This window comes from Nocardia sp. NPDC050710 (assembly GCF_040654375.1).
Lineage (GTDB): Bacteria > Actinomycetota > Actinomycetes > Mycobacteriales > Mycobacteriaceae > Nocardia.
Window position 1 is genome coordinate 59,029 of record NZ_JBFAHV010000016.1, and the last position, 3,838, is coordinate 62,866.

General features: G+C 64.1%; 6 protein-coding genes. 2 read left to right on the plus strand and 4 right to left on the minus strand.

Features of this window, described 5'->3' with window-relative positions:
* Window positions 1–281: 281 nt before the first annotated feature.
* Both AB0H61_RS24645 and AB0H61_RS24650 read right to left on the minus strand, forming a co-directional pair.
* A complete protein-coding gene (locus tag AB0H61_RS24645) occupies window positions 282–470 on the minus strand; it encodes a hypothetical protein (protein ID WP_357308491.1) in 189 nt (62 codons plus the stop codon).
* Window positions 470–694: a hypothetical protein gene (locus tag AB0H61_RS24650; protein WP_357308743.1), complete on the minus strand. Its 225-nt coding sequence runs from the start codon at window positions 692–694 to the stop codon at window positions 470–472. Before AB0H61_RS24650 ends, AB0H61_RS24645 begins: the two co-directional genes overlap by 1 nt.
* Window positions 695–1,038: 344 nt before the next feature.
* Here AB0H61_RS24650 and AB0H61_RS24655 point away from each other — a divergent pair, with 344 nt between their 5' ends.
* Window positions 1,039–1,377, plus strand: coding sequence for a hypothetical protein (locus AB0H61_RS24655; RefSeq protein WP_357308494.1), 339 nt, complete (start codon window positions 1,039–1,041; stop codon window positions 1,375–1,377).
* A 37-nt stretch (window positions 1,378–1,414) separates the two neighbouring features.
* Here the strand turns inward: AB0H61_RS24655 and AB0H61_RS24660 are convergent, their stop codons facing one another.
* Complete coding sequence (locus AB0H61_RS24660) at window positions 1,415–1,684, minus strand: hypothetical protein (protein ID WP_357308497.1); 270 nt, start codon at window positions 1,682–1,684, stop codon at window positions 1,415–1,417.
* Window positions 1,685–2,270: 586 nt separating this feature from the next.
* On the opposite strand from AB0H61_RS24660, the gene AB0H61_RS24665 reads away from it, so the two are divergent.
* Entirely contained in the window at window positions 2,271–3,509 is a 1,239-nt protein-coding gene (locus AB0H61_RS24665; protein ID WP_357308500.1) for a hypothetical protein, read from the plus strand.
* Window positions 3,510–3,583: 74 nt separating this feature from the next.
* Here AB0H61_RS24665 and AB0H61_RS24670 read toward each other — a convergent pair whose 3' ends face one another.
* Window positions 3,584–3,802: an MbtH family protein gene (locus tag AB0H61_RS24670; RefSeq protein WP_357308503.1), complete on the minus strand. Its 219-nt coding sequence runs from the start codon at window positions 3,800–3,802 to the stop codon at window positions 3,584–3,586.
* Window positions 3,803–3,838: the final 36 nt, after the last annotated feature.

Here is a 3,838-nt window from a genome sequence, read left to right on the forward strand (position 1 = left end):
TTCCGTCGCTCACTCGCCGACCGGTTAGCGGTCGCCCCTCCGAGGGCGCGGAGCGTGTGAAGTGTCGCACGAACCGGAAGTGCGACACAAGCCACATGTAAATTATGATTCTTATCCTCCAAGAGTCCATTGCGACAAAGAGATCGACATTGACCGAAGTCTGAAGTGTCATTTACCAGGCATTAGACGCCGGTGAAGGATCTCGAGCCCCTGATCATCCCGGTTGATGATCTGTACAAGTTGCCGCTCGCTATGGATCTTGGACAGTTGGTTGCCGCAGCCTAGGCCAACTCGGTGAGCTGATGTTGCAGCAACACCAGGAGGTAGCCGAGCACACCGATGCCCGCGACGACAGCACTCAGCACGGCGAGCCAGAGCCCGTAGCGCAGGATCGGGTTGACGTTCATGCGCCCACCGAGGATCTTGACGCCGATCACCAGAATGTCGATGAGCCAAACCAAGATCATCATCAGGTCATACACACATTCGAGAAGGTGAGCACCGGCCAGCAGACGATCGACCCGAGGAACGAGATGACCACGTCGATGCCGTGCATGTCCTTCAGGTGACTGGTGTGGGTCAGCGTCCAGATGAGACCGATGAGCCCGTAAGGGATCCCGAGGATGATCAGGGTTCCGACGAATTCGGAGACCTTCATCTCGTAGCTGAATAGTCGATCCAGCTTCTTGAGCATATCCGTTGCGTCCTTTCGTGCGCCGGGCCGTTCGCCGGCGAGCCAACCCGCCACGGCCCGAAGGGATCGCGACGCCGCGGGTGGACCCGCGCGCACGGCGATCGGTCCGGTATGCGCGCTCATGTTACGCACGATTCACATCGCGATGGAAGCTTTTCGGCCAAATGTCCAGCTGGATGTCCACTGAGAGGTTCTGGTGAATGCCTGGTGACAGACTCGTTTTGCCAGCTCTAAGTTAGTTCTGGTTCCCAAGTCTCAGACGGCGGTCAAGGCCTCCGATGGCGCAGAATATCCAGTAACATACCGACGGGGTCACCCAGCACACACGACCGCAGGAGGGTTCGATGACGATCAGCATGGCGTCCCGGACAGCCGATCTCGGCCCACACCGCGTCATCACCGGCCCGGGCCCGGCCGTCGACCCGCGCACCTTCCGCGGCGCCGGAGGCCGGAAGATGCGGGCCCTCAACAGGATTCTCAGCGTGGAGATGACGGTTTTCGAGTTTCTCGGCTGGCTCTTGCTCGCCAGAATCCTCTACGCCTCCGCACGAAGGGGCGCGGCGCTACTCGCCCGCGTCATCCTCAGCGTAAGCAGCGCACCGACAGGTTTCCGTGACCGCCGTCGATCTGAGATCCTTCGCCGCACCCTGCGCTTCGGATCATCCTGGGGCACACGGAGTTAGCGCGTTACTACCATGTCGACGTAGGCCACCTGTCCGTTCACCACAACCAGTAGCCATCGGCTCGGCTGTCGGGCACGATACGCCCCGCCGCCACCAGCGCGCGAAACGCCGCACCCTTACGCGGGCAGGCATCCGCTCGACAGCCACGATGATGCTGCATCACCCGGTGTGCCTGTTCGACAGTGAAAGGTATTGCGGGTTCGAGATGTTCGTGCCGATCGAGATTGCGGCCGAGCAGGGTGCCGATCGCACCGATGGTGGCCACCAGCAGGCCGCATCCGGTGAGGATCGACCACATCGAGCCCATGACTCACCGCTCGGCGGCTCGGCGGAAACAGTAGGCGGACGCGGCTAAGTACTGGTGGCACCGGGCGCCGTGGCCGGCGTGCACCGAGAGAATGAACCGGGCGCGGTCGTAGTCGAGAGCCAGGGGCTCCTGCCCGCAATCGCGGCTCTGTATCAGCCACAATTCCCTGATATCCGAATACAGCGCGTCCACGGTTCACCTCCGAAGTTCAGTGCATCCGGCACCGGAAGGCGCCACCGGAAACCGCGCTCGAAGCGGCTGGATCGGACCGCGTCGGGACCGTGCGCCGGGTTTTCCGGAGAGCGGGCGCCCTCGGAAGGTCTGGGCACAACCCCGGTGCCGGATGCGATTCCAGAGTGCGCGTTGCGATTCGGTAGATAACAGTCCCGAACGCGGTAATTGCGAGTAATTTCCGATTGAATCGGCCTGATGCGAGGAAGCGGGACCTATGGTTGAGGTCGACTGGACGGGCGAAGACGTATCAGCGCTTCGCACGGCAATGAGGCGAAGCCGCTATGAGTTCGCACGCTTGGTGGGCGTTACCCCGCGCACCGTGGTCTTGTGGGAGAACGGCCGGACAACCCGGATGCATGCCGCAAGCCGGCGCCTGCTCGACCGGGTGTTGTCCGAGGCCGATTCAGTCGTCGTCGCGCGATTCGAGCGGACGATCACGGCGGGCCACGACGCGGCCAGTGAAACCGGAGATACGAGCGCGGCGCTCGTTCCGAACACCAAGCTCGGTAGGGATAGGGCGCTGGGACACACGGGTATCCGTGCGGCGCCGATCGGGCTCGACAAGGAAGTCGAGGATGAGGACGTGAGAAGGCGAGAGCTACTGGCCTGCATCGGCGCGGGGCTCGCGGGCCAGGCGGCGGAACTGGTAGCGAACGAACCGGAGAAGATGCTGGCGACGCTGGATGCCGGGTCGATCAGCGAGCGCAGGCTCGGCTGGCTCGAGGAGGCCGCGGGCACGCTGGGACGACAGGTGGTACAGGTGCCGCCGCACGAATTGCTGCACACGACCCTGGAGCAATTCCGCACGGTCCGTGGCTGTCTCGCGAATCGACAGGCGACCCACCACCAGATCCGACTCGTCCGCACGGCGGGCAGGCTGGCCAACGTCGTCGGCGAAATACTCTTCAACGAGGGACATTTCGGCCAGGCGCGGCTGTGGTACACCACCGCCATTCACGCCGCCCAGGACATCGGTGACCGCTACTCGGAGGATATCGCCCTGGCCGGGCTGAGCTATCTGCCCACCTACAGCGATAAACCGCAGGACGTACTGCATCTGCTGTCGCCGCGGCTGTCCGAGGATCCGCGGACCGGCGCTGCGGCGGCCTGGCTGTGGGGTATGGCCGCGCGCGCCCACGCCGATCTCGGTGATGCGCGCCAATTCGCTTACTGCATCGACAAATCGGCGGCGGCCTTGGACGGTCAGTCGGATCTGCCGGTGGGCATCTTCTCCTTCCGGCCGGAAAAGCTGGCCTTCTATCAGGCCATCGGGTACGCCCGGCTCGGCCGTCCCGAGGAGACGGAGCAGGCGGCCGCCCGCGCCATGTCGCTGTACGACCCGAGGGAGACCATGGAGCCCGCGCTGGTCCGGTTCGAACACGCGACGGCGCTGCTCGGTTCCGGTGAGGTGGACGAAGCGTGCGCGGTGGCCACCGCGGCCATCACCGACGGGCACACCTATGTCGGGTTGACGGTGACCAAGCGGGCCAAGCAATTCGATTCCGCGCTCGCTCAGCTGCGCGGTCGCGCGATCTCCGACTGGCGCCAGCAGGCCAGGGTGATCATCGATGCGGCACATACGCGGGCCTAGCTGCGCCGGCCTCGCATGACGGGGGCGGGGCGCACCGGTCACAGGGGGGATGTCGGCCGGCGCGCCCCGCGTATTCAGTTGGCTTCCGGATTCATCGCGGCGATGAGCGAATTGGGACGCATATCCAGCCAATGGGATTCGACGTACTCCAGGCAGGCCGTGCGGGTGGCAGCGCCGTGCGCGATGCTCCAGCCGGTCGGCACGGCGGCGAAAATCGGCCAGAGCGAATGTTCACCCTCGTCATTGACGAGGACGTAGAACTGGGCCGAGTCGTCGTCGAACGGGTTGTGCATGGTGGATACCTTCCTCGAGGGACCGGAATTCGACCG